Raw genomic sequence first — 24,308 nt, 5'->3', positions numbered from 1 at the left:
ATGTCTCATGGATGAACGGCTCGTCTCAACTGAAGCAGACAACCATGAATCAGCCATTGAGCAAAGTCTGCGGCCACAGACACTTAGCCAATATATCGGTCAGCAAAAAGTAAAGGATAATCTCAGCGTATTTATTGAAGCTGCCCGCATGCGGCAGGAAACGCTTGATCACGTCCTTTTATATGGACCTCCTGGACTTGGGAAAACAACGCTTGCGTCGATTATTGCCAATGAAATGAATGTTCAGCTGCGTACAACGTCAGGACCAGCCATTGAGCGTCCTGGAGATTTGGCGGCCATCTTAACGTCTCTTGAGCCAGGTGATGTATTGTTTATTGATGAAATTCACCGCTTGCAGCGCTCAATTGAGGAAGTGCTGTACCCAGCAATGGAGGATTTTTGTTTAGATATTGTCATTGGAAAAGGAGATACAGCACGCTCTGTACGGCTTGATTTACCGCCATTTACGCTTGTAGGTGCAACGACCCGTGTCGGGCTGTTAACTGCGCCGCTTCGTGATAGGTTTGGGGTACATGCAAGATTGGAATACTATGAGCAAAGAGATTTGGCTCACATTGTGGCAAGAACAGCCGAGCTGTTTGAGATTGGGATCGATATTCGCTCTGCCGAAGAGATAGCGAGACGTTCCCGTGGAACACCGAGGGTTGCCAATCGTTTGCTCAGAAGAGTAAGAGATTTTGCGCAGGTGCTTGGGAATCATGCTATTACGCAGGACATTGCGGAAGATGCACTTGAGCGTCTTCAAGTCGACAGGCTTGGCCTCGATCATATAGACCATAAGCTACTTTTAAGTATGATTGAAAAATTTAGAGGCGGTCCTGTTGGGCTTGATACGATCTCAGCGACAATTGGAGAAGAATCACATACGATTGAAGATGTGTACGAACCGTACTTGCTGCAAATTGGTTTCCTGCAAAGAACACCAAGAGGGCGGGTCGTCACAAGAGAAGCGTATGAACATTTTCAAATGGAGGTTCCGATTCGTGACTGAATTCCCTAAAATATTAATGATTTTAGGTGGTGTCCTTTTTGCCGCAGGATTAGTGTTTCAATTGGTTGGTAAGCTTCCAGGTGATATTTTTGTGAAAAAAGGAAATGTAACGTTCTTTTTTCCTGTCATTACATGCATTGTCATTAGCATCGTACTAACCATATTACTGAATATCTTTGGACGGATGAAATAACGTTAACTAGTTAACTACAGAATAGGTGAAGGAAATGAAGCTAGAACTATTTGATTTTGATTTACCAGAAAGATTGATTGCCCAAGTGCCGCTTGAAAAAAGAGATGCATCAAGACTGATGGTCTTAAACAAACAAACGGGTGCGATTACACATGATACATTCTCACAAATCATCGATTATTTTCAAAAAGGTGATTGTCTCGTTCTAAACAATACTCGCGTTCTGCCTGCACGTCTGTTTGGTATGAAAGAGGATACAGGTGCCAAAGTTGAGCTGCTTCTATTAAAACAAGAAGAAGGAGATAAATGGGAAACACTTGTAAAACCAGCGAAACGGGTGAAAAAAGGAACGGTTATCACTTTTGGTGATGGACGGCTCAAAGCGGTATGTACAGAGGAAATGGAACATGGCGGAAGAAAAGTCGAGTTTCAATATACAGGCATTTTTTATGAAGTGCTTGAATCCCTTGGTGAAATGCCGCTGCCTCCATATATTAAAGAGCAGCTTGATGACCGTGAACGCTATCAAACCGTTTATTCAAAAGAGGTTGGCTCCGCTGCTGCCCCAACTGCCGGTCTCCATTTTACAACCGAGCTGCTGGATGCGCTGAAAGCGAAAGGTGTACACATTGCTTTCATTACGCTGCACGTGGGGCTTGGCACGTTTCGTCCCGTAAGTGCAGAACGTATTGAAGAACACGAAATGCACGCAGAGTTTTATGAAATGAATGAAGAAACAGCTGATAATCTTAATCGCGTTCGCAAAGAAGGCGGACGGATTATTTCAGTCGGCACAACGTCAACAAGAACGCTTGAAACCATTGCAAGTGCACACAATGGTGAGTTCAAAGCCTCAAGCGGCTGGACGTCGATCTTTATTTACCCTGGCTACACATTCAAGGCAATTGATGGCATGATCACAAATTTCCATCTGCCAAAATCCTCGTTAATTATGCTTGTCAGCGCATTAGCTGGACGAGAGCACGTACTAAAAGCGTACAATGAGGCTGTGAAAGAGGAATACCGATTCTTCAGCTTTGGCGATGCCATGCTGATTCAATAACATCATACAACAAAGACAGGAGGGCTCATTTTTGTCGCAATTACCGATACGTTATGAGTTCATTAAATCATGCAAACAAACAGGTGCACGTCTTGGCCGCGTTCATACACCGCACGGCTCTTTTGAAACACCTGTATTTATGCCAGTAGGTACACTGGCTACAGTCAAAACAATGGCGCCTGAAGAATTAAAGGCAATGGATGCAGGCATCATCTTAAGCAATACGTACCACTTATGGCTCCGTCCAGGTCACGATATCGTAAAAGAAGCAGGCGGTCTGCACAAATTTATGAACTGGGACCGAGCCATTCTAACTGATTCAGGCGGATTCCAAGTTTTCTCATTGAGTGAATTTAGAAAAATTGAAGAAGAAGGCGTTCACTTCCGTAATCACTTAAACGGAGACAAGCTGTTCCTATCTCCTGAAAAAGCTATGGACATCCAAAATGCGCTTGGCTCTGATATTATGATGGCATTTGATGAATGCCCGCCATATCCTGCAGAGTATGATTACATGAAACGTTCTGTGGAGCGGACAAGCAGATGGGCAGAGCGCTGTTTAACAGCGCACCAGCGTCCAGAGGATCAAGGGCTGTTTGGAATTGTCCAAGGCGGAGAATACGAAGAGCTTCGAAAACAAAGTGCAAAAGACCTTGTTTCACTTGATTTCCCAGGCTACGCCATCGGAGGCTTATCTGTAGGGGAACCAAAAGATGTGATGAATCGTGTACTTGAGTTCACTACACCATTTTTACCGGCAGACAAACCAAGGTACTTAATGGGTGTCGGCTCGCCAGATTCCTTAATTGACGGCGCCATTCGCGGTGTAGATATGTTTGACTGCGTACTGCCTACGCGAATTGCAAGAAACGGTACCTTAATGACAAGTGAAGGCCGTCTTGTTGTGAAAAATGCAAAATATGAGCGTGACTTTAGACCAATCGATGAGAACTGTGACTGCTATACATGTAAAAACTATACACGCGCCTATATTAGACATCTCATCCGAACAAATGAAACGTTCGGAATTCGATTAACAACTTATCATAATCTTCATTTTCTGTTAAAATTAATGGAGCAAGTGAGAGAAGCTATCCGTGAGGATCGTTTAGGTGATTTTAAAGAAGAGTTTTTTGAGCGTTATGGCTTTAACAAACCGAATGCGAAAAACTTTTAACGCATAAACGAAAGGCTTTACAATGCTTTAGAAAGGGGTGAAATAGAATGGATGGTGGTATGGGTTCAATCATTATGATTGTTGTCATGTTTGCTGTGCTTTACTTCTTGTTAATCCGTCCACAGCAAAAGCAACAGAAAGCTGTGCGTCAGATGCAGCAATCTTTATCAAAAGGCGATAAAATCGTCACAATCGGTGGTTTACACGGTGAAATCGACTCAATTGATGAATCAAAAGTGGTCATCAAAACAAGCGAAAACAACCGTTTAACTTTCGATCGCCGTGCTATTAGAGAATTAGCTGACAAAGGCTAATCCTCCGATACATAGCAATAAAAAAAGAGCGATATGAACCGCTCTTTTTTTATTTACCTCGAAGATTGACGCCAATCATTCCCCCCAGCATACAAATGCCTAAAAATGCTCCATGATAGATGAACTGCTCTGGTGAAAACGTTTTTCCAAACCCCAAATATTGAAATAAAAATACAGTGAGAGAAAAAATGATAGATGTGATCGCACCAATTAGCCAGCCGCGCTCCTTTGCTTTCCCGCCAGAAATGATGCCTCCTAATAACAGGGCAACAAAGGACAAAATCATAATCATCCATTTAAATGATGATTCCTGCATACTTGTGAATGTAAGCATGAGCGACACAAGTAAACTTGTGACAACCATCACGACAAAAATGGCAATTAATCCGGATAAAATGCCTTTTCCAATATGTTTTGTTTCTTGCATGTGATTTGTCTCCTCTCCAATTGACCGAAGCTTGTCTTTTACTAAAATGTATTCACAGTGGAGAAAAAATAGACATGTTTCAGACGTTTCTTTTCTACATAAATAAAGTGTTTTGACACAAGCTATGTTGGAGAAGGAGGGTTTACATCACATGCAGGACATCTTGATCATTTCCATGAGAACCATCATTCTATATTTTCTTATTTGGTTTATCTTTCGCTTAATGGGCAAAAGGGAAATTGGCGAGCTGAGTATTTTAGATCTAGTCATTTTTATGATGATTGCAGAAATTGCGGTTCTCGCCATAGAAGAAGTAGAGGATCACATGTTACATACGGTATGGCCAATCCTGCTGTTAACCTTCATTCAAATCACACTTGCCTATCTCTCATTGAAATTCCAAGGCGTCCGGCGCTTTCTTGACGGCAAACCGGTCTTGCTCATCATCAATGGCAAAATAGACGAGGGTGCTATGAGAAAACAGCGATACAATTTTGATGACCTGCTTATTCAATTAAGAGAAAATAACATCGACAGTATTCAGGATGTCTCTTACGCTATTTTAGAGCCGTCTGGAAAGCTCGCCGTCGTCGAAAAAGAAAACAAGCTCAAACATGCAGCGCTTGAGCTTCCACTTGTTGCGGACGGTGTAGTGCAGCATGATCACCTTAAGCAAATCAATCAAAATGAACAGTGGTTGAAAGATGAGCTTGCTAAAAGAGGTTACCATGATATCGAGCAAATCTCTTACTGCAGCTTTAATCAAAAAACATTTTATATTGATTTGAAAGATGAAGTGATCAAAAAGAGATGAGCTAAAACAGATGAGCTAAAACAGCTTCCCAATGAACGGGATGCGGCGCAGCTCTTCTCGTTTCACTAGTCCTAGGCAGATTAATAGAATGACATACAGCATGCACGTAACAAAGATGAGTGTTACAAGTTCAATAGGAGCAGAAAAGAGTCCGTTTACTTGAGATTTCAGCCAAAGGCTGACAGCCCCCGTACCGATAATCACAAGGACGCAAAGTCCATATTCCTTTAATGGTAAATGAATAGGTAGCACCTTTCCAACAGTTGCCGCATGGAGCAGTGTGACAAGGATGATGCCGATTAAGATCGCAAGTGCTGCGCCCATAATGCCAAAGCCAGGCTGTGAAGCAAGAACAAAAATCATCCCTGTTTTTACAATTGCACCTATCAGGCTGTTGGTCATCGCCGCACCAGCTAAATTGAGTGCTTGAAGTACGGCTTGAAGGGGCCCCTGAAAATAATATAGAAGGAAAAATGGCGCCATAAATTTCACATAAACAGCCGCATGCGATGAACCATACATAAAGAGCGTTAAATCTTCTGCGTAAACGAAAAGAATAATACATGAAATGCCTCCGCTGAGTAAACAAAGGCGCATCGCCTGCTTCAGCCGGTATTCGACCGTTTTACGTTTATTCTGCTCCATTCCTTCACTGATCGCCGGAACTAATGCAGTTGAGAGTGAATACGTAATAAAACTAGGCAGTGTCAAAAGGGTCAGGGCAAGCCCGGTCAACTCCCCGTACTGCCTTGTCGCCTCAACAGCCGCATATCCAGCAATGGCAAGACTTTGCGCGACAACAATCGGCTCTAAAAACCACGAAATATTCCCGATAAAACGGCTGCCTGTTGTTGGCAGGGCAATGCTCATCAGCTGCTTAAATGTGTCCTTCCCGTCATGAATCGCCTTAAAAAATCGTTTTCGAATACGAATGGTCTTTTTATAGCGAAAGGCAATCAGTAAGTAAGCAAGTGAAATCATCTCTCCAATCACAGATGACACCATCGCACCTGCTGCCGCAAATTCAATCCCGTAAGGAAGGAAAGCCGTTGTACATACCGCGACTAATGAAATTCTTGCGACCTGTTCCAGAACTTGAGACATCGCGAGCGGACTCATTTGCTGTCTGCCTTGGAAATAGCCTCTTAACACACTGGAAATGGCGATGACTGGTACGACGGGTGTAATGGCAAGCAGTGGATAGACCGTTCTAGGGTCTGTCAGCATATTTTCTGCCATGATAGGCGCAAACCATAAAAAGAGCGGCGTGAAAATCAGGCTGAGTGTTCCTGTTATCGCAAGGGACATGACCAGAATACGTTTTGTTTTCTGTTTGTCACCCCGGGCTTCTGCTTCTGCGACAAGCTTACTAATGGCGACAGGCAGTCCGAATTGCGTGAGCGTCACGGCGAGAAAAAAGGTAGGTGCAGCCATCATATAAAGTCCGACCCCTTCTTCGCCAATGAACCTCGCAATGACAATTCGATTGACAAAACCCAATATTCTCGTGATAAAACCTGCTAAAATTAAAATAATGGTCCCCTTTAAAAACGTTTGCTTCGTCAAATCACAGATCACCTGCCTTCTCAAACGACATAGAATCATATACAATAAGATATGCGTGTATATCGTCCAAGCATGACAAGTCTCTCGATAAAAAACTGAAAAGGGGGAGCTACGCAATGACACAACATCCAGCTGCTATTTACAAAGACCATTTAAAGCCTTTTCTGTTCAGTAAGCTTGAAGAATTCATCGTTTTGGGCTATAAAGATGTAGATTTAGAGGAATTATGGTCATACTTAGAGAATAAGAAGTGGAAGAAAAAACAAGAGTATCCGATTCATGAAATGGTTGCAGATATCTTATCTGTGAAAATAGGCGAATTTATGAACTATGCAACCGTTCAGTCGTTTAAAACGTCTGCTTTTTTGGACAGTGAAGATGGCAAGAATATGCTTGATGAACTGTTAAAATAAGCCATCTTAATGGATTCAGGTGTTTAAGGAGGAAATACATAATGAAAAAAGGGCGCATTCTTGCGTTTTTCTTAGTGGTTCTGTTAATCGGAACTGGCGTGGGCTTACTAACAAAGCCTGTTGCGAAAGATATGACGCTAGGGCTGGATTTACAGGGTGGATTTGAAGTCCTGTATGATGTACATCCAGTGAAAAAAGAGGACAAGATCACAAATAGTGTTCTCGTTAGTACAGTGGAGGCTCTTAACCGAAGAGCAAACGTGCTTGGTGTAAGTGAGCCGAACATTTCGATTGAAGGCAACAACCGTATCCGCGTGCAGCTTGCGGGTGTAAAAGATCAAAACAGAGCAAGGGAGATTCTTTCCACTGAAGCACAGCTATCCTTCAGAGATACGAATGATAAAGAACTCCTAAACGGGGCTGACCTAGTCGAAAACAGTGCAAAACAAACATTCAGTCAAACGAATGAGCCAATTGTGACGGTTAAACTAAAGGATGCGAAAAAATTTGGTGACGTCACAAGAAAAGTAGCAGCGATGGCACCAAATAATCAGCTTGTCATTTGGCTTGATTACCACAAAGGAGATTCCTTCAAAAAAGAAGTCTCAAAATCAAACCACAAGTATGTATCTGCACCAAATGTGAATCAAGAGATTAACAGCAGTGACGTACAAATAGAAGGAAAGTTTACTGTCCAAGAGGCAAAAGACCTTGCGAGTATTTTAAATGCCGGGGCATTGCCAGTGAAATTAACAGAAAAATATTCCACATCTGTGAGTGCACAGTTTGGTGAACAAGCACTGAACGAAACAGTGTTCGCAGGAATAGTAGGAATCGCATTTATCTTCTTATTCATGCTGTTTTATTACCGATTACCTGGTCTTATAGCTGTCATCACACTTTCAGCTTATATCTACATTACGCTGCAAGTGTTTGACTGGATGGGCGCGGTTATGACACTGCCTGGAATTGCCGCACTCATTTTAGGGGTAGGGATGGCTGTCGATGCCAACATTATTACTTATGAGCGGATCAAGGAAGAGCTGAAGCTCGGCAAATCAGTCCGTTCTGCTTTCAGATCAGGGAACCGCAGATCATTTGCGACGATCTTTGATGCTAACTTAACAAGTATTATTGCCGGCGGAGTGCTGTTCTTCTTCGGGACAAGCTCTGTAAAAGGATTTGCAACAATGCTCATCCTCTCGATTTTAACAAGCTTTATCACAGCTGTTTTCCTATCAAGATTCCTTCTCGGTCTTCTTGTTGAAAGCCGCTATCTTGACCGGAGAAAAGGCTGGTTTGGTGTTCGTCAAAAAGACATTATGAACATCCATGAGACAACAGAAACCACCGAGCCAAAAACACCATTTGATAAGTGGGATTTCGTCAGCAAACGTAAAGGATTTATGATTTTCTCAGCTACTATCACCATTGCGGGAATCATCGTTCTTTCCATCTTCAAGCTGAATGCGGGAATTGACTTTACAAGTGGAACTAGAATTGATATTCAAAGTGATCACAAGCTGTCAACTGAACAAGTCGAGCAAGACTTTAAAAAGCTTGACCTTGAGACAGACAGTGTCGTGTTATCGGGTCAAAAAGAGAATCAGGCAGCAGCGAGATTTGTCGGTGTGCCGAACAAAGAAAAGATTGCTGAAGTGAAAGATTACTTCAAAGATAAATACGGAACGGAGCCAAACGTAAGTACAGTGTCTCCGACTGTCGGAAAAGAACTTGCCCGTAATGCGCTATATGCCGTCATCATTGCCTCCATCGGGATCATTTTATATGTATCCGTCCGATTTGAGTATAAGATGGCGATTGCGGCAATTATTTCACTGCTATATGATGCGTTCTTTATCGTGGCCTTCTTTAGTATTACGCGCTTAGAGGTGGATGTCACCTTCATTGCCGCGATCCTCACGGTCATCGGGTACTCGATCAACGATACGATCGTTACCTTCGACAGGGTTCGTGAGCAAATGAAGAAACGTAAACCGAAAACCATTGAAGATCTATCGTACATTGTGAACTTAAGCTTACAGCAAACCTTTACGCGATCTGTCAATACGGTGCTGACTGTACTTGTCGTTGTTGTCGCACTGCTTATCTTCGGATCAGCGTCGATTACAAACTTCTCCATCGCCTTACTTGTCGGCTTATTAACAGGGGTGTATTCATCCCTTTATATCGCGGCACAAATTTGGCTGATGTGGAAAGGCCGCGAGCTGAAAAAACCAGCTAAGATAGATACAGATCAAGATATTTAATCTAGAAAAACTGCCTTCTCGGCAGTCTCAGCGTGTAGACAAACCCTCGCATTCTTTGTCGGTCCTGCGTGCCGGTGCTCACGAATGTCAAATTCGCTCCGCTCCGGTACTCGTCCTTCCTAGGGCTGCAAAGGTTTTCTATCACGCTGAAAAGAAGAAAAAGGGCTAAAATAAATATCATTTTAGCCCTTTTTCAACAATCTGAGACTGCCTTTTCGGCAGTCTTTTTCTATTGAAAAAACATTTTGGGTTTCATTGATCTTAAAATGGTCTTTTGCTATAATGACTTACGTTTAGATCAGTATAGAAAGCGGGTGTCTGTTTAAGGCATTTTGCTTTATTCATTGGAGGGGCTGTGATGAAGGTTCGGGAAACTGAACTGCCAGGTATCGGTCATAAAGCCGAAATGATCACAAGAAATAATGAGAAGCTTGCCATCATTACACATAATGACGGCAGAAGAGAAATGTATCATTTTCAGGAGGACGACCACGAAGAAACGATTTCTGGTATCCTGCTAAACGATGAAGAAGCAAGACAAATTGCGGCTATTTTAGGCGGCATGGTCTATAAGCCGAAAGCGCTTGAAACCGTAGAGGTAGCCATTGATGATCTAGTGATTGAATGGTTTAAAATTGAAAAGAATGCACCAGCTGTTCAAAGAAGCATCGGTGAACTCAATGTTCGCCAAAACTATCAAGTAACAGTCATCGCCATTATGAGAAAATCACACGAGAAGATTTTAAATCCAGGACCAGATACCATCATCGAAGAAGGGGATACCCTTGTTATTTCTGGAGAAAGAAAAGAATTAAAGAACCTGATTAAAGAAAAACTCAGCAGCTGATGATGCCCATGCTGATAGGTTTTCTTCCGCTGCTTTTTTTCTGTGTTTAAAAAAGGCAGTGAAAAGGGAAGAATAAAAGAAAAAGCTTGGGGGATTTGTAGATGAACAAACAACAATGGACCATCATACTCGCATTTATTTTCGTATTAATTGTCTCAGTATTTGCCGTGATTAATGTACGGCCTGTCGAGGTAGACTACTTATTTGGAACGGCTGAATGGCCGCTGATCCTCGTCATTATCGGTTCTGTTTTAATGGGCGGACTGATTGTGGCATTTGCAGGGATCTTCCAAATTGTGAAACTGAAACGTGAACTAAAGGCATTAAAAGCTGAGCGTGCAGCTGCTGCACCTGCTGCTTCGACGAAAAAGGCAGACAAAGATCTTCAAAAAAAATCGCATGTTACGCCTTTAAAAGAACAGCCAGCATCATTTGACCGGAAGGAAAAATAATCTTCCAGCACAATTTCATAAAATAAAAATTGAAACCCCTCAGGCCACTCTAGTATAATAGTGTGGTTGAGGGGTGAATTTATGTTATTATCCAAAATGCGCTGGGAATATGAACATCCAAGCGAAGAAAAAGTGAAATCACTCTCTGAAAATCTGAATATTTCAGCGCTGACTGCATCGCTTCTCGTAAAAAGAGGACTTGAAGAAGTAGAAGAGGCGAGGTCTTTTTTATTTGATCAAAAAGCCGAATTTCATGATCCATTCCTATTAAAAGGAATGAAAGAAGCAGTAGAGCGCATCAACAAAGCGATCGAAGAGCAGGAATCGATTGTGATCTTCGGAGACTATGATGCAGATGGTGTGACAAGTACGTCTGTACTTTTACATACATTAAAAGAGCGGTCTGCGATAGTAGACTTTTATATTCCAGATCGGTTTAAAGAAGGCTATGGGCCTAATGAACAGGCTTTTCGATATATCAAGGAGCAAGGAGCATCGCTTGTCATCACGGTTGATACAGGCATTGCTGCTGTAAATGAAGCACGTATTGCAAAAGAAATAGGGCTAGACCTGATCATTACAGATCACCATGAACCAAGTGAGGAGCTGCCTGAGGCACTTGCCATTGTCCATCCTAAGCAGCCAGGCTGTGAGTATCCCTTTAAAGAACTTGCTGGTGTAGGTGTAGCGTTTAAAGTGGCGCATGCACTTCTTGGGGAGCTGCCAGTTCAGCTGTTAGATCTTGCAGCAATCGGGACAATCGCGGATCTTGTACCGCTTCATGATGAGAATAGATGGCTCGCCAAAAAAGGGCTTATGCAGCTTCGTCAGTCGAATAGACCGGGGCTGAAAGCGTTATTGAAAGAAGCGGGAGCCACTTTAGAAGAAGCGAACGAGGAAACGGTCGGCTTTCAAATTGCGCCAAGGCTGAATGCTGTAGGACGAATTGAACAGGCAGATCCAGCTGTTCACCTTCTTATGACTGAGGATAAGGATGAAGCAGAAGAGCTCGCTCGTTTTGTACAGGAACTGAATAAAGAACGACAAAAGATTGTCAGTACGATCACAGAAGAAGCCATTCAAATGGTGGAAGAGGCAGGCGATGACCAGTCTGCGATCGTTGTAGCGAAAGCTGGCTGGAATCCGGGCGTTGTCGGAATTGTTGCCTCTAAATTGACGGATACTTTTTCTCGTCCGGCGATTGTGCTTGGAATAGATGAAGTAACGCAAATGGCAAAAGGATCAGCCCGGAGCATTCCTGGCTTCGATCTATTCTTCCATCTAAGCAAATGCCGCGACATCCTGCCGCATTTCGGCGGGCATCCGATGGCAGCAGGGATGACACTTCGAGCGGATGATGTCGCTTTACTAAGGGAAAGATTAAATCAATATGCCAATGAAACATTGACGGAAGAAGATTTTATTCCCATTCAGCGGGTCGATGCTGTGTGTAAGGTAGACGAATTGACGGTTCAAGCGATTGAAGAAGCAGGGATGCTGTCACCATTTGGTATGTCAAACCCAAAACCGTTCATTATGATTGAAGATGCGAAGCTTGAAGATATCCGAACAATTGGGGCAAATCACAACCATATTAAAATGTCTCTGAAAGACGAAGACAAGCTGCTTGACTGTGTCGGCTTTCACCAAGGGAAATTAAAAGAAGAAATTGTTCCAGGAAGCCGCATTTCCGTGATTGGAGAAATGTCCGTCAATGAATGGAATAACCGGAAAAAGCCCCAGCTGATGCTAAAAGATGCACGAGTTGATGAATGGCAGCTGTTTGATCTGCGCGGGAAAAAGGATTGGGAGAAGAAAGTTTCGACGCTTGATTCAGAAAAATCTTTGGTTATCTGTTTTGATGAAGCAACGAAACAAAACGTCGATATCCCCATTCATCATGTTCATGCAGAAAATGTATCAACATTTGATGTACACGGAAAGTATGTGGTCTTTGCGGATGTTCCGGCAGATGACCAATTGCTGAAGCAGCTTTTAGAAAATCAGAAGCCTGCCAGAATTTATACGGTTTTTCAAAGAGAAGAAGATCATTTTATGTCCTCTTTCCCAAGCCGTGATCAATTCAAATGGTTTTATGGGTTCTTGTTTAAACGGGGAAGTTTTCCTATCAAAGAACAAGGAATGGAGCTTGCCAAACATAGAGGCTGGACAAAAGATACAATCATTTTTATGACAAAGGTGTTTTTTGAACTCGGTTTTGTTAAAATAGAGAATGGTGTGCTGTCAATAGTACTTGATGCCCCTAAAAAAGATTTAACGGCATCAGCGTCCTATACAGCAAAACAACGATTGATGGAACTCGATCAAACACTAACATATTCCTCAGCTAAAGAGCTGAAGGAATGGCTGAATAGCATGATGAGCGAAGTCTCACCTGTGCTTTGACGTACGAGGAGGAAAAGGAAAAGATGGATTTAAAACAATATGTGACAGTTGTACCTGACTACCCAAAGGAAGGTGTACAATTTAAAGATATTACAACGTTAATGGATAAAGGCGAAGTGTACCGTTATGCAACGGATCAGATCGTTGAATACGCGAAGGAAAGAGACATTGATCTCATTGTTGGACCTGAAGCGCGTGGATTCATTATTGGCTGCCCTGTAGCATACGCACTTGGTGTAGGTTTTGCACCGGTTCGTAAAGAAGGAAAGCTTCCTCGTGAAGTCATTAAAGTCGATTACGGCTTGGAATATGGTAAAGATGTATTAACGATTCATAAAGATGCGATTCGTCCTGGTCAGCGTGTCCTGATTACTGATGACTTACTGGCAACTGGTGGAACAATTGAAGCGTCCATCAAGCTTGTAGAGGAATTAGGCGGCGTTGTGGCAGGGATTGCATTTTTGATTGAGCTGACGTATCTGGACGGCAGAAAGAAGCTTGACGGCTACGACATCATGACGTTAATGCAATACTAATGGAGTTTTTCGTAAAAAGCACTCAGTAAGAAGGGTGCTTTTTTCCTATCAAAAATCTTTTAGCGGACTTCTTCTCTTTACATCTATCGAATTTTTCTTGATAATAAACTACAATACAGTTTTCATTTAAAAAGGTGATTCCATGGCGAACGAACAAGTTTTAACGGCGCAGCAGGTCATTGACAAGGCAAGAGAATACCTGTCCGCTGAACATATTCAATTTATAGAGCGAGCATATGAATATGCTGAAAATGCACACAAGGAGCAATACCGGAAATCTGGTGAGCCCTATATTATCCATCCAATTCAAGTGGCGGGCATTCTTGTTGACCTTGAAATGGATCCATCAACCATTGCAGGCGGTTTCCTGCACGATGTAGTTGAGGATACAGATGTGACATTACAGGATTTAAAAGATCATTTTAACGAAGAAGTAGCAATGCTTGTTGATGGTGTCACTAAGCTCGGGAAGATTAAATATAAATCACAAGAAGAACAGCAGGCCGAAAACCATCGAAAAATGTTTGTTGCAATGGCGCAAGATATCCGCGTGATCTTGATTAAGCTGGCAGACCGTCTTCATAACATGAGAACGCTCAAACATCTTCCGCAGGAAAAGCAGCGGAGAATTTCAAATGAAACACTTGAAATCTTTGCACCGCTTGCGCACAGATTAGGGATTTCAAAGATTAAGTGGGAGCTTGAAGATACAGCACTCCGCTATTTAAATCCGCAACAATATTACCGAATTGTGAATCTGATGAAGCGTAAACGAGCGGAACGTGAGGAATACTTGGACGAGGTTGTCAATGAAGTGAAAGACCGCGTGTCTGAGGTGAACATCAAGGCTGAATTTTCCGGAAGACCAAAACATATTTATAGCATTTATCGCAAAATGGTCTTGCAAAATAAGCAGTTTAATGAAATTTATGATCTGCTTGCCGTTCGTATTTTGGTCGACAGCATTAAAGACTGTTATGCGGTGCTCGGTATTATCCATACATGCTGGAAACCGATGCCAGGCAGATTTAAGGATTATATTGCGATGCCAAAGCCAAACATGTACCAATCTCTTCATACAACGGTGATTGGGCCAAAAGGTGATCCGCTTGAAGTTCAGATCCGTACAGTGGAAATGCATGAAATTGCAGAATATGGGATTGCGGCACACTGGGCATATAAAGAAGGCAAAGAGTCAGCAGAATCAACGGAAGAAGCGGTCTTCCAGAAGAAGCTTTCTTGGTTTAGAGAAATTCTTGAATTCCAAAACGAATCCACAGATGCAGAAGAATTTATGGAATCGTTAAAAATCGATCTCTTCTCTGATATGGTGTTTGTGTTTACACCAAAAGGAGACGTCATTGAACTGCCATCGGGCTCAGTTCCGATTGATTTCTCTTACCGGATTCACTCGGAAATTGGGAATAAAACGATCGGTGCCAAGGTCAATGGCAAAATGGTCACACTCGATCACAAACTAAAAACAGGTGACATTATTGAAATTCTGACATCAAAGCACAGCTACGGGCCAAGTCAGGATTGGGTCAAGCTTGCCCAAACCTCCCAAGCGAAGCACAAGATCAGACAGTTTTTCAAAAAACAGCGCCGTGAAGAAAATGTCGAAAAAGGCCGAGAGCTCGTGGAAAAAGAAATCAAAAACCTTGAGTTTGATGTCAAAGACATTCTGACCGCTGAAAACCTGCAAAAAGTGGCTGACAAATTTAATTTTTCAAACGAAGAGGACATGTATGCAGCTGTTGGATATAACGGCATTACTGCACTACAAGTTGCCAATCGTTTAACGGAAAAAGAAAGAAAACAAAGAGATCAAGAAGAGCAAGAGAAAACCGTTCAAGAAGTGACGGTGGAACCAAAGACGTATCACGGGAAAAAACGGGAAGCTGGCGTAAGGGTCAAAGGGATTGATAACCTGCTTGTCCGCTTATCTAAGTGCTGTAACCCTGTTCCTGGCGATAGCATTGTCGGCTTTATTACGAAGGGCCGAGGCGTATCTGTTCACCGTGAGGACTGTCCGAACGTGAAGACAGGAGAAGCGCAGGAGCGGTTAATTCCGGTCGAGTGGGAGCATGAGCAGCCTGCTAAAAACCGTAAAGAATACAATGTGGAAATTGAAATATTAGGATATGATAGACGCGGCTTACTCAATGAGGTGCTTCAAGCAGTTAACGAAACCAAAACGAACATCTCCTCTGTTTCTGGGAAGTCTGATCGTAACAAAGTGGCGACGATCCATATGGCGATCTTTATCCAAAATATTAATCATTTGCACAAAGTAGTCGAGCGCATTAAACAAATCAAAGACATTTACTCTGTTCGCCGATTCATGAATTAGAAAGGAAGTATATCGTCTATGAGGCTTGTTGTGCAGCGTGTGACAAATGCATCTGTGAAGGTAGAAGAAGAGATCACAGGTGCCATAAGTGAAGGATATATGGTGCTTGTTGGTGTCACACACGAAGATACAGAAGAAGATGTGTTTTACTTAGCTGAAAAGCTTGCACATTTACGTATTTTTGAAGATGAAAATGGGAAAATGAATCGTTCACTATTGGACATAAAAGGAAGCGTTCTGTCTGTGTCGCAATTTACCCTTTATGGTGATACGAGAAAGGGCAGACGGCCGAATTTTATGAAAGCCGCCAAGCCGGATGTAGCCAATTCGCTTTACGAATGTTTCAATAAAACCCTTAGAGAAAAAGGTATCCATGTTGAAACTGGCCGTTTTGGTGCGATGATGGACGTGTCATTGACCAATTCAGGACCAGTCACGATCTTGATGGACAGCAAAGAATAGATTCTCTTTAGACTGTAGATGAACTCATGCGGGAGTTTGTTTAGAGTCTTTTTCTTTTGTGGCCAAATAAAAAAAGAGGCGCAGAGGCCTCTTTTTTTAACGGAAATATTGTTTTAATCCTTCAGTCATTCCTTCTGTGACTCGTTCTTGGTAAGAGGCGCTATAAATGATCGCTTCCTCCTGAGGATTGCTTAAATACCCGAGTTCATATAAAAGGGAAGGGCGTTTGTTTTCTCTTAAAACAAAGTAATCTCCGAATTTGACACCCTTATCAGGGATTTGAGAGCGTTTTGCGACTTCGGAATGAACGCTTGACGCTAATTGCTGATCTTTTGCTGCGTGATAATAATACGCTGTACTTCCTCTAACACTTTGGTCCATAAAACTATCATAATGAAGACTAATAAATGCATCTGCATTTCGGTAATGAGATGTCGCCACCCTCGATTGAAGGCTGATAAAGGTATCGTCACTTCTAGTTAAATACACATTTGCACCAGAAGCTCTTAATTTGCCTGCTAGTAAATTGGCGGTTTTGATGGTGATGTTCTTTTCAAAAGCACCGTCTGCGCCAATTGTGCCGCTGTCTTTTCCGCCATGACCAGGGTCAAGAACAATCGTTTTTCCTTTTAAAGAACCAGTCCCAGACGATGAATCGTGCTGAGGTCTTGGCGCTTCGCTGCTATTTTTCTTCGTTTGAACGACCCAGCTCGCTACATAGCCAGTTCCGCCGTTCGATAGTGTCACCTCGTACCAGTCACCTTGCGTCCGAACAATGTGATAGGCAGCTCCTTTTGTTGCTCTTTCTGCAATCCCAGCAGAGGTAGAAGCGCTTTTTCGAATGTTGGTGCCGTCATAGACAATGTACGCTTTTTGCTCAGAAGCCGAAGAGGATGAACTCTTTTCAGGTGCAGAGCCTGCTCCTTTGCCTGTGACAATGTAATAGCTTGCAACCCAGCCTTTTACGCCTTTCCCCTCAATTTCATACCAGCCGTTCTGCTCTCGCAAAATGGTGATCTGTGTGTTGCGGGCAAGTGAAGCGATGACTTGTGCATTTGGTGCCGCGGATTGCCTCACATTCAAGCTCGATACGCCAACTGTGCCTGTCTGGTTAGAGCGAGAAGACCCACCGGAGCTTGATTGAGAAGTTTTCTGCCCCCCTGAAACATAATCAGAGTGAACCCAGCCTTCTGCTTGTTTATAAGAAATTTTCGTCCATTCGCCGCTTGTCTCGAGCCTTTTAGCGGAAGCGCCTTGCGGGAAAGTACCAATCACTTGATAGGAAGTCCCAGGGCCTGTCCGGATGCGAAGGTCGGAAGCTGTCGATGTAATGGTACTGTCTCCTGCCGTGCTTTGACCTTGCGCCTTTGGTTTCTCTGTTTTTTGAGCGCCGGATGATGTGGTGATCAGCCATGAGACGACCCAGCCTTTTTGTCCGTTTGATAATTGGATCTGCACCCATTCTCCTTGTTCAGTGAGAATAGGATAACTTTCGCCGCGTTTTACTACAGCTGCGATTCCATAGCTTAAACCAGGGCCCGTTCTCACATTGATTTCATCTGTTGCGACCACAGCTTGATCTGTTTGTGCTGTAGCATGTGTCATAGGCAAAGAACTCGCGATGAGAACAAAACAAGTAAGCAGCATCATCATTTGATTGTGTTTTTTCAGATTCAAAACGGTGTTTTCCCCTCCCTTGTAAAACCGATGAATGTTAATTCGTTATGTAGTGGATGAATTCCTTGCAGTTTCCCTAATAAAAATGAATCAATCTGTTTATACTAAATAAAAATGTGATAAAAGGATGTACAAACATGAGATTAAGCAGAAAATTAGGACGAGTGCAATATAATGGACATCGTGATATCGACCGCTGGCAGCATGACGAAATGGATCAGCCGGGCTTCCTTGAAGAAACCGCATCTGAATACGGATGTACCTCAAAAGAAGAGCTGGAAAAGAAAAAGAGGCACGGCAAGGGTTGACAGAGAGGCAGCACCGACCTTATTATAATATAAATCAACACACTTGAAAATTTAAAATGTGGAACTGATGATAGAGAATAGTAGGGTAAATTGCGTGAGCAGAGAGGACTCGCCTTAGGCTGAAAGCGAATCCGCATGGCATTTATCACGAAAGAACACTCTGTAGGTTTCCTGCTGAACGCTCGAAAAATGAGTCAATAGGCGGAGAACGTGAATCTGCGTTAAGGATTTGAGCGGGAACATGCTTGATCATGTTCCAACTAGGGTGGCACCACGGGTATAACTCTCGTCCCTACTATACACATAGTAGAGGCGGGGGTTTTTTATATGTCCACATAAAAAATGAATGATGGTCGTAGGAGGACGAAAAATGAGTTTTAATATTCCAAGAGGCACACAGGATATTTTACCTGGAGAGTCAGAACGCTGGCAGTATGTTGAACAAATTGCGAGAGATACATGTGCAGCCTTTCAATACAAAGAAATCCGCACACCGATTTTTGAGCATACAGAGCTGTTTGCACGGGGAGTAGGCGAATCAACTGATATCGTTCAAAAAGAGATGTACACATTTGAAGATAAAAAAGGACGTAGCATCACACTCCGTCCAGAGGGAACAGCTTCAACCGTCCGTTCTTATGTTGAAAATAAATTGTTTGCACAGCCGGCTCAGCCAACTAAGCTGTATTACATCGGACCAATGTTCCGCTATGAACGTCCGCAAACAGGAAGATATCGTCAATTTTATCAATTTGGAATCGAAGCGATTGGTTCCAAAGATCCTGCCATTGATGCAGAGGTCATTTCACTTGCGATGAGTGTGTATGAGAAAGCAGGCCTTTCTAACTTAAAACTCGTCATTAACAGCCTTGGTGACAAAGAGAGCCGTGCAGACTACCGCACAGCACTGGTCAAGCACTTTGAGCCAAGAATTGAGGAATTCTGTCACGACTGTCAAACTCGTTTACATCAAAATCCGCTGCGCATTCTTGATTGTAAAAAGGATCGTGATCATGAACTGATGACAACGGCTCCATCCATTCAAGATTACTTAAATGAAGAATCACGGACGTATTTTGAAAAGGTCAAACAATACTTATCAGATATAGGCATTGAGTATGTCGTCGATCCAAATTTAGTGCGCGGTCTTGATTACTACAATCACACAGCATTTGAGATCATGAGTAATGCAGAAGGCTTTGGTGCGATTACAACATTAGCCGGCGGCGGCCGTTATGACGGACTCGTTGAAGGAATTGGCGGTCCTGAATCACCAGGGATCGGATTTGCGATGAGTATTGAGCGTTTCCTATCAGCGATCGATGCTGAAGGAATTGAGCTTCCTCTACAAGATGGTATTGATCTATACATTGCTGCTCTCGGAGATGAAGCGAAGGATTATTCTGTTTCATTATTAAACCGTCTGAGAAAAGAAGGTATCTCAAGTGAAATGGACTATACAGGGAAGAAACTAAAAGGACAATTTAAAGCAGCTGATCGTTTAAAAGCCAAATTTATTGCAGTTCTTGGTGAAGATGAACTTGCACAGCAAATTGTGAATGTGAAAGATACAACTACGGGTGAACAAATTGAAGTGAAGCTTGATGAGCTGATTCAAATGTTGAAGGCCCACCAGAAAGCGTAAAGAAGGAGTGGAATGTTTGTGTTTGGTAGAACTTTTTATTGTGGAGAAGTAACAGAAGACCAAATCGGTCAGTCAGTTGTATTAAAAGGATGGGTTCAAAAAAGGCGTGACCTAGGCGGTTTAATCTTTATTGATTTGCGCGACCGTTCAGGGATTGTACAAGTTGTCTTCAATCCAGACTTATCAAAAGAGGCGCTTGAGACAGCAGAATCAATTCGTAACGAATATGTCCTTGATATTAAAGGAACGGTTGTCGCAAGAGAAGAAGCAACGATCAACCCAAATTTAAAAACGGGCAAAATTGAAATTCAAGTCGAAACGGTCACCGTTTTAAATGAAGCGAAGACTCCTCCATTTGTGATTTCAGATCAAGCAGACGAGGTATCAGAAGATGTTCGTTTAAAATATCGTTACCTAGATCTTCGCCGCCCTGCAATGTTTGAAACAATGAAAATGCGACATGAAGTCACAAAAGCATTCCGCCATTTCTTAGACGACAACGGCTTTCTAGACATTGAAACACCAATTTTAACGAAAAGTACGCCAGAAGGTGCGCGTGACTATCTTGTTCCAAGCCGTGTACACGAGGGAGAATTTTATGCACTGCCTCAGTCTCCGCAATTATTTAAACAATTGCTGATGGTTTCTGGGATGGACCGTTATTATCAAATTGCCCGCTGCTTTAGAGATGAAGATTTGCGTGCTGACCGTCAGCCGGAATTCACACAAGTCGATATTGAAATGTCCTTTATGAGTCAAGAGGACATCATGACGCTTGCTGAAGAGATGATGGCGAAGGTAATGAAAGATGTCAAAGGTGTAGACCTTACATTGCCATTACCTCGTATGACATACGATGAAGCCATGAATTCCTATGGATCTGATAAACCGGATACACGTTTTGAGATGAAGCTGGTTAACATTTCAGATACGGTAAAAGACTCCGATTTCAAAGTGTTTAGTGGAGCTGTGAAAAATGGTGGAGCTGTGAAAGCCATCAATGTAAAAGGGGCTGCATCGAACTATTCAAGAAAAGACATTGATGCACTTGGTGCATTTGCAGCGAACTACGGTGCAAAAGGTCTAGCTTGGCTAAAAGCAGAAGGGACTGAATTAAAAGGTCCGATCGCTAAATTCTTTGATGATGCAAAGCAAGCTGAATTAAAAGAACAGCTGCAAGTTGAAGAAGGCGACCTTTTACTCTTTGTCGCAGATAAGACGTCTGTTGTTCATGATGCACTTGGTGCGCTTCGCTTAAAACTTGGTAAAGAGCTTGAACTGATCGATGAGTCTGTATTCAATTTCTTATGGGTTGTCGATTGGCCGCTGCTTGAAAAGGATGAAGAAGAAGGCCGCTTCTATGCTGCCCATCATCCATTCACAATGCCAGTTCGCGATGATCTTGAATTAATTGAAACAAGCCCAGAAGACATGAAGGCACAGGCTTACGATCTTGTGCTAAATGGCTACGAGCTTGGCGGAGGTTCTATTCGTATTTTTGAAAAGGACATTCAAGAAAAAATGCTTGGCTTACTTGGTTTTTCAAAAGAAGAGGCCTACGAACAATTTGGCTTCCTTCTGGATGCGTTTGAGCATGGTGTTCCTCCGCATGGCGGAATTGCGCTTGGGCTTGATCGTTTAGTGATGCTGCTTGCAGGCCGTTCTAACTTAAGAGATACGATTGCATTCCCGAAAACGGCAAGTGCGAGCTGCGTTCTCACAGATGCCCCTGGCCATGTGAGCGAGGCGCAGCTTGATGAGCTGAGTTTAGCGATTAAAACAAAAGTAAAACAGTAAAATAGGCGCATGTTTATAGGTATGTAAACGCTTGAAAAAGAAATATGCCTATGATATGCTTTCATCAATCAATAAATAAAGTCCTGATACGTACGGTGGTTACCTAGTTTTGACCGAACATTTTTTTATACGGGAGCTTGCCTTTCCTTTCTGCATAAATGCCTCATTAGAGGACTTATAAAGTCAGGAAGAAAGCACCCACCTGCATGGTGCGGGGTTCAAAACGAAGGAAATGCTGGCGGCGTCATCGGGACTTTTTTGTGTTTTTTTCTTTTAGAGAAGGATGACGGAGAAGTCTGAATATGATATGATTCTTTCGATTCATTTTAAATAAAGGTGGAGTGAGGCACTTGTTACATCAGTTTTCAAGAAACGAGCTTGCCATTGGCAAGGAAGGCTTAAATATACTAAAAAACAGTACAGTTGCAGTGCTTGGTGTGGGCGGCGTTGGTTCATTCGCAGTAGAGGCACTCGCTCGTTCAGGCGTTGGCCGTATTGTTCTTGTTGATAAAGATGATATTGATATTACAAATGTAAACCGTCAGCTTCCAGCATTGCTATCAACAGTTGGCCAGCCAAAGGTTGACTTAATGCAGGCGAGAATCGCTGATATTAATCCAGAATGTGAAGTTGTTGCGCTTAAAATGTTTTATACAGAGGAAACATACGAGCAATTTTTTGAGTATCCGCTTGATTATGTCATTGATGCCTCAGATACCATTCACTATAAAATTCATTTAATGAAAGAGTGTCTGAACCGCGGTGTGAACATCATTTCAAGTATGGGAGCTGCGAACAAAACAGATCCGACACGCTTCAAAATTGATGATATTTCAAAAACACATACCGATCCTATTGCAAAAGTCGTGAGAACACGTCTGCGTAAGGAAGGGATTCGTAAAGGAATTGAAGTCATTTTCTCTGATGAAAGTCCGATTGTCATTCGCGAGGATGTCAGAAAAGAAGTTGGAAATGATGAAGCGAAGATTCGCAAGGCGCAAATGCCGCCATCATCCAATGCGTTCGTTCCGTCTGTTGCCGGACTGATCATGGGTGGTCATGTCATTATGAAGCTTTTAAAGGATATTCCGATTACACGTGTGAAGGATAAATAAACAGCCCGCCTGCTAATATGCAGGGGGCTTTTTTTATTTTTGGCGTTTTAAATTTTCATAGACCTGTTTCAATGCACCTTCAAATTTTCCGGTTTGCTTCGGTACATAGTATTGCTTGTTTTTCAGCGGATCAGGTAAATATTGCTGCTTCACCCAGCCGTTCTCGTAATCATGTGGGTATAAGTAATCGACACCTCTTCCGAGTGCTGTGGCGCCTTTGTAGTGTGCATCCTTTAAATGAACTGGAACCTCACCAATTTTCCCTGTACGAATGTCACCAAGTGCCGCATCAATCGCCTTATATGCCGAATTGGACTTAGGAGAAAGACACAGTTCAATCACTGCGTTCGCCAGCGGAATCCGTGCTTCTGGGAAACCGATTCTTTCTGCTGTTTGTACTGCGCTTAACACGCGGTTGCCTGCCTGCGGACTGGCTAAGCCAATGTCCTCGTAAGCCATCACGAGTAATCTCCTTGAAATGCTTTCAAGGTCTCCTGCTTCGATCAGTCTGGCAAGGTAATGCAGCGCCGCATCTGTATCAGATCCCCTAATGGATTTTTGAAAAGCCGAGAGGACATCATAATGAGCATCACCATTCTTGTCATGTGAGAAGCTCTTTTTTTGTAAGCATTCTTCTGCTGCGGCAAGAGTAATTTTGATATGCCCGGTCTCATCAGGTTTTGTCGATAAGACAGCGAGTTCTAGTGCATTTAAAGCAGAACGCACGTCTCCTCCGCATCCATTGGCAAAATGATTCATCGATTCATCGTCCACGGTCACCTCATAACCGCCAAGCCCGCGATGCTCATCCTGTAAGGCTCTTGTTAACGCAGCTTTGATTTGCTCTGTTTCAAGCGGCTTCAGCTCGAATATTTGTGTCCGGCTTCGGATGGCGGGATTGATCGCATGATAGGGATTAGCCGTCGTTGCGCCAATTAAAATGATCATGCCATTTTCTAAATAAGGAAGGAGAAAATCCTGCTTTCCTTTATCAAGCCGGTGGACTTCGTCTAAAATAAGGATCACCTGTCCGCTCATTTTCGCTTCAGCGGCGACAGCCTCCATATCCTTTTTGTTATGAATGACCGCATTTAATGTACGAAAAGCAATGCTTGTACTGCCAGCAATTGCGGTCGCAATCGATGTTTTGCCGATGCCCGGCGGTCCGTATAAAATCATCGAGGATAAATGCTTTGCCTCGACCATTCGTCTAATAATTTGACCTTCTCCAACAAGATGCTCCTGCCCAATAATGTCTTCAATATGACTTGGGCGCATCCGGTACGCTAAAGGTTTCATAATTATCTCTCCTAAAGCAATGTCTTGTTTGTATAGAGTACCGAAATTTCTTCAAATAGAAAAGGGATGCGTCCTCCTATTATGCTCAATACCCGTAAATGAAAGTTGGCTGAAAGTATGATATAATTGCTTTTGGTCTATATATCAGCGTATATGAAATCA

General features: G+C 42.8%; 22 protein-coding genes, 1 other RNA gene and 1 other annotated feature. Of the genes, 19 read left to right on the top strand and 4 right to left on the bottom strand.

Features of this window, described 5'->3' with window-relative positions; genetic code table 11:
• The first annotated feature begins 7 nt into the window (after positions 1–7).
• The 5 genes from ruvB to yajC are packed head-to-tail and all read left to right on the top strand — an operon-like array spanning position 8 to position 3,759.
• Positions 8–1,012: a Holliday junction branch migration DNA helicase RuvB gene (gene ruvB, locus OIT90_RS08245; protein ID WP_024423143.1), complete on the top strand. Its 1,005-nt coding sequence runs from the start codon at positions 8–10 to the stop codon at positions 1,010–1,012.
• Positions 1,005–1,205, top strand: a complete 201-nt coding sequence (locus tag OIT90_RS08240) for a DUF2905 domain-containing protein (protein WP_012010741.1) — start codon at positions 1,005–1,007, stop codon at positions 1,203–1,205. Before ruvB ends, OIT90_RS08240 begins: the two co-directional genes overlap by 8 nt.
• A 34-nt stretch (positions 1,206–1,239) precedes the next feature.
• Positions 1,240–2,268 (top strand): tRNA preQ1(34) S-adenosylmethionine ribosyltransferase-isomerase QueA, encoded by a 1,029-nt coding sequence (gene queA, locus OIT90_RS08235; RefSeq protein WP_474892435.1) that lies wholly within the window; start codon positions 1,240–1,242, stop codon positions 2,266–2,268.
• Between the two features lie 31 nt (positions 2,269–2,299).
• Complete coding sequence (tgt, locus tag OIT90_RS08230) at positions 2,300–3,445, top strand: tRNA guanosine(34) transglycosylase Tgt (RefSeq protein WP_024423141.1); 1,146 nt, start codon at positions 2,300–2,302, stop codon at positions 3,443–3,445.
• A 47-nt stretch (positions 3,446–3,492) separates the two neighbouring features.
• The gene (gene yajC, locus OIT90_RS08225; protein ID WP_008360993.1) at positions 3,493–3,759 is read left to right on the top strand and encodes a preprotein translocase subunit YajC; all 267 of its coding nucleotides are present in this window, start codon (positions 3,493–3,495) and stop codon (positions 3,757–3,759) included.
• A 49-nt stretch (positions 3,760–3,808) separates the two neighbouring features.
• Here yajC and OIT90_RS08220 read toward each other — a convergent pair whose 3' ends face one another.
• On the bottom strand, positions 3,809–4,186 hold the full coding sequence (locus tag OIT90_RS08220; protein WP_039180321.1) for a TIGR04086 family membrane protein: 378 nt from the start codon (positions 4,184–4,186) through the stop codon (positions 3,809–3,811).
• A 151-nt stretch (positions 4,187–4,337) separates the two neighbouring features.
• On the opposite strand from OIT90_RS08220, the gene OIT90_RS08215 reads away from it, so the two are divergent.
• Positions 4,338–5,000, top strand: coding sequence for a DUF421 domain-containing protein (locus OIT90_RS08215; RefSeq protein ID WP_039180318.1), 663 nt, complete (start codon positions 4,338–4,340; stop codon positions 4,998–5,000).
• 15 nt (positions 5,001–5,015) lie between these two features.
• Here OIT90_RS08215 and spoVB read toward each other — a convergent pair whose 3' ends face one another.
• Entirely contained in the window at positions 5,016–6,566 is a 1,551-nt protein-coding gene (gene spoVB, locus OIT90_RS08210; protein ID WP_106025811.1) for a stage V sporulation protein B, read from the bottom strand.
• A gap of 116 nt (positions 6,567–6,682) precedes the next feature.
• Here spoVB and OIT90_RS08205 point away from each other — a divergent pair, with 116 nt between their 5' ends.
• From OIT90_RS08205 to dtd, 8 genes are all read left to right on the top strand, one after another.
• Positions 6,683–6,979 carry a post-transcriptional regulator gene (locus OIT90_RS08205; RefSeq protein ID WP_003216788.1) on the top strand — a complete coding sequence of 99 codons (297 nt, stop codon included), beginning with the start codon at positions 6,683–6,685 and terminating at the stop codon, positions 6,977–6,979.
• A 41-nt stretch (positions 6,980–7,020) separates the two neighbouring features.
• The gene (gene secDF, locus OIT90_RS08200; RefSeq protein ID WP_039180313.1) at positions 7,021–9,249 is read left to right on the top strand and encodes a protein translocase subunit SecDF; all 2,229 of its coding nucleotides are present in this window, start codon (positions 7,021–7,023) and stop codon (positions 9,247–9,249) included.
• 358 nt (positions 9,250–9,607) lie between these two features.
• Positions 9,608–10,096 (top strand): cation:proton antiporter regulatory subunit, encoded by a 489-nt coding sequence (locus tag OIT90_RS08195; protein ID WP_058838998.1) that lies wholly within the window; start codon positions 9,608–9,610, stop codon positions 10,094–10,096.
• Between the two features lie 101 nt (positions 10,097–10,197).
• The gene (locus OIT90_RS08190; RefSeq protein WP_039180309.1) at positions 10,198–10,548 is read left to right on the top strand and encodes a LapA family protein; all 351 of its coding nucleotides are present in this window, start codon (positions 10,198–10,200) and stop codon (positions 10,546–10,548) included.
• A gap of 81 nt (positions 10,549–10,629) precedes the next feature.
• On the top strand, positions 10,630–12,954 hold the full coding sequence (gene recJ, locus OIT90_RS08185; RefSeq protein WP_474892434.1) for a single-stranded-DNA-specific exonuclease RecJ: 2,325 nt from the start codon (positions 10,630–10,632) through the stop codon (positions 12,952–12,954).
• Between the two features lie 23 nt (positions 12,955–12,977).
• A complete protein-coding gene (locus OIT90_RS08180; RefSeq protein WP_024423133.1) occupies positions 12,978–13,490 on the top strand; it encodes an adenine phosphoribosyltransferase in 513 nt (170 codons plus the stop codon).
• A gap of 142 nt (positions 13,491–13,632) precedes the next feature.
• Positions 13,633–15,843, top strand: coding sequence for a RelA/SpoT family protein (locus OIT90_RS08175; RefSeq protein ID WP_474892433.1), 2,211 nt, complete (start codon positions 13,633–13,635; stop codon positions 15,841–15,843).
• Positions 15,844–15,861: 18 nt separating this feature from the next.
• The gene (gene dtd / locus OIT90_RS08170; RefSeq protein WP_474892432.1) at positions 15,862–16,305 is read left to right on the top strand and encodes a D-aminoacyl-tRNA deacylase; all 444 of its coding nucleotides are present in this window, start codon (positions 15,862–15,864) and stop codon (positions 16,303–16,305) included.
• A gap of 96 nt (positions 16,306–16,401) precedes the next feature.
• Here dtd and OIT90_RS08165 read toward each other — a convergent pair whose 3' ends face one another.
• Entirely contained in the window at positions 16,402–17,958 is a 1,557-nt protein-coding gene (locus tag OIT90_RS08165; protein WP_474892502.1) for an SH3 domain-containing protein, read from the bottom strand.
• Between the two features lie 161 nt (positions 17,959–18,119).
• On the opposite strand from OIT90_RS08165, the gene OIT90_RS08160 reads away from it, so the two are divergent.
• From OIT90_RS08160 to OIT90_RS08140, 5 genes are all read left to right on the top strand, one after another.
• Complete coding sequence (locus OIT90_RS08160) at positions 18,120–18,290, top strand: YrzK family protein (protein ID WP_003216250.1); 171 nt, start codon at positions 18,120–18,122, stop codon at positions 18,288–18,290.
• 58 nt (positions 18,291–18,348) lie between these two features.
• Positions 18,349–18,587, top strand: a binding site (T-box leader).
• Between the two features lie 73 nt (positions 18,588–18,660).
• Positions 18,661–19,935 carry a histidine--tRNA ligase gene (hisS, locus tag OIT90_RS08155; RefSeq protein ID WP_024423129.1) on the top strand — a complete coding sequence of 425 codons (1,275 nt, stop codon included), beginning with the start codon at positions 18,661–18,663 and terminating at the stop codon, positions 19,933–19,935.
• An 18-nt stretch (positions 19,936–19,953) separates the two neighbouring features.
• Positions 19,954–21,732 (top strand): aspartate--tRNA ligase, encoded by a 1,779-nt coding sequence (gene aspS / locus OIT90_RS08150; protein ID WP_474892431.1) that lies wholly within the window; start codon positions 19,954–19,956, stop codon positions 21,730–21,732.
• Between the two features lie 77 nt (positions 21,733–21,809).
• A non-coding RNA gene (ssrS, locus tag OIT90_RS08145) (6S RNA) lies at positions 21,810–21,990 on the top strand.
• A gap of 92 nt (positions 21,991–22,082) precedes the next feature.
• Positions 22,083–22,847: a tRNA threonylcarbamoyladenosine dehydratase gene (locus tag OIT90_RS08140; protein ID WP_039180291.1), complete on the top strand. Its 765-nt coding sequence runs from the start codon at positions 22,083–22,085 to the stop codon at positions 22,845–22,847.
• A gap of 33 nt (positions 22,848–22,880) precedes the next feature.
• Here OIT90_RS08140 and OIT90_RS08135 read toward each other — a convergent pair whose 3' ends face one another.
• Positions 22,881–24,146: a replication-associated recombination protein A gene (locus OIT90_RS08135; protein WP_474892430.1), complete on the bottom strand. Its 1,266-nt coding sequence runs from the start codon at positions 24,144–24,146 to the stop codon at positions 22,881–22,883.
• Positions 24,147–24,308 lie beyond the last annotated feature (162 nt).

This window comes from Bacillus sp. ABR, assembly GCF_056172715.1.
This window is presented reverse-complemented; position numbering and strand designations above follow the sequence as displayed.

What these genes read in the sequence shown, in the direction of transcription:
- ruvB (WP_024423143.1), top strand. Translation starts at nt 8, where the DNA reads ATGGATGAACGGCTCGTCTCAACTGAAGCAGACAACCATGAATCAGCC.
- queA (WP_474892435.1), top strand. Translation starts at nt 1,240, where the DNA reads ATGAAGCTAGAACTATTTGATTTTGATTTACCAGAAAGATTGATTGCC.
- yajC (WP_008360993.1), top strand. Translation starts at nt 3,493, where the DNA reads ATGGATGGTGGTATGGGTTCAATCATTATGATTGTTGTCATGTTTGCT.
- OIT90_RS08220 (WP_039180321.1), bottom strand. Translation starts at nt 4,186, where the DNA reads ATGCAAGAAACAAAACATATTGGAAAAGGCATTTTATCCGGATTAATT.
- OIT90_RS08215 (WP_039180318.1), top strand. Translation starts at nt 4,338, where the DNA reads ATGCAGGACATCTTGATCATTTCCATGAGAACCATCATTCTATATTTT.
- OIT90_RS08205 (WP_003216788.1), top strand. Translation starts at nt 6,683, where the DNA reads ATGACACAACATCCAGCTGCTATTTACAAAGACCATTTAAAGCCTTTT.
- secDF (WP_039180313.1), top strand. Translation starts at nt 7,021, where the DNA reads ATGAAAAAAGGGCGCATTCTTGCGTTTTTCTTAGTGGTTCTGTTAATC.
- OIT90_RS08195 (WP_058838998.1), top strand. Translation starts at nt 9,608, where the DNA reads ATGAAGGTTCGGGAAACTGAACTGCCAGGTATCGGTCATAAAGCCGAA.
- OIT90_RS08190 (WP_039180309.1), top strand. Translation starts at nt 10,198, where the DNA reads ATGAACAAACAACAATGGACCATCATACTCGCATTTATTTTCGTATTA.
- recJ (WP_474892434.1), top strand. Translation starts at nt 10,630, where the DNA reads ATGTTATTATCCAAAATGCGCTGGGAATATGAACATCCAAGCGAAGAA.
- OIT90_RS08180 (WP_024423133.1), top strand. Translation starts at nt 12,978, where the DNA reads ATGGATTTAAAACAATATGTGACAGTTGTACCTGACTACCCAAAGGAA.
- OIT90_RS08175 (WP_474892433.1), top strand. Translation starts at nt 13,633, where the DNA reads ATGGCGAACGAACAAGTTTTAACGGCGCAGCAGGTCATTGACAAGGCA.
- dtd (WP_474892432.1), top strand. Translation starts at nt 15,862, where the DNA reads ATGAGGCTTGTTGTGCAGCGTGTGACAAATGCATCTGTGAAGGTAGAA.
- OIT90_RS08165 (WP_474892502.1), bottom strand. Translation starts at nt 17,958, where the DNA reads ATGATGATGCTGCTTACTTGTTTTGTTCTCATCGCGAGTTCTTTGCCT.
- OIT90_RS08160 (WP_003216250.1), top strand. Translation starts at nt 18,120, where the DNA reads ATGAGATTAAGCAGAAAATTAGGACGAGTGCAATATAATGGACATCGT.
- hisS (WP_024423129.1), top strand. Translation starts at nt 18,661, where the DNA reads ATGAGTTTTAATATTCCAAGAGGCACACAGGATATTTTACCTGGAGAG.
- OIT90_RS08135 (WP_474892430.1), bottom strand. Translation starts at nt 24,146, where the DNA reads ATGAAACCTTTAGCGTACCGGATGCGCCCAAGTCATATTGAAGACATT.